This window comes from Bacillus cereus group sp. N24 (assembly GCF_016483345.1).
Lineage (GTDB): Bacteria > Bacillota > Bacilli > Bacillales > Bacillaceae_G > Bacillus_A > Bacillus_A toyonensis.
Map to the genome: position 1 here is coordinate 1 of NZ_JAEHCA010000086.1, position 642 is coordinate 642.

The following is a 642-nucleotide window of genomic DNA, read 5'->3' on the forward strand; positions in this document are numbered from 1 at the left end:
TATTCTATTTTTAGCTACCACTGGTTCATGACCGAGTACAAATATCTTTTTCTTTTTTCTAACCCGAGATAATACGTTGTATTTTCTCATGATACGTAATACTTTTTTATGATTCATTACGATGTTAAATTGATCACGTAGACAAGCTGTAACCCGACGATATCCATACCGATATTTATGATGTTGACATATTTCTATTACGGTTTTTTCTTCATGGTTAGTTACTGTTTTCTCCTGCTTTTTCCAACGATAATAAGTAGCACGTGAAATATTAAATATGGAACACAGTTCTGCAATTGTAAAAATTGATTGCCATTCCTTTATCATTTTCATTATTTCTTCTTTTCCTCCCACCTCCTTAAGATTTCTTGGCACTTTTCCAGCAATATAATCTTTGCCTTTAAATAACGTATTTCTAATTCTTTTTGTTCAAGTTCTGTTAACCTTTTTAAGCCTTTTCCATGTGCAGATTGTCTTCCAATAGATTGTTCAAACCGATAGGTTTCGCCTTCACGATACCATTTCATCCAAGTTTTAATTTGAGCCACATGTCTAATTCCTAAGGCATCCATAATTTCTTTATTTTTGAATCCTTGGTGTTTCATTTCAACTACTTTCCACTTTATTTCGGCGGGATAATGC

Annotated in this window: 1 protein-coding gene and 1 pseudogene; both read right to left on the reverse strand. The window is 32.9% G+C overall.

What is annotated here, in order from left to right; genetic code table 11:
• The coding region (locus JDS95_RS30440; protein ID WP_199691047.1) for an IS3 family transposase at positions 1-327 on the reverse strand (327 nt) is incomplete at its 3' end.
• A 5-nt stretch (positions 328-332) separates the two neighbouring features.
• Positions 333-642 (reverse strand): annotated as a pseudogene (locus JDS95_RS30445) (IS3 family transposase); the annotation flags it as partial.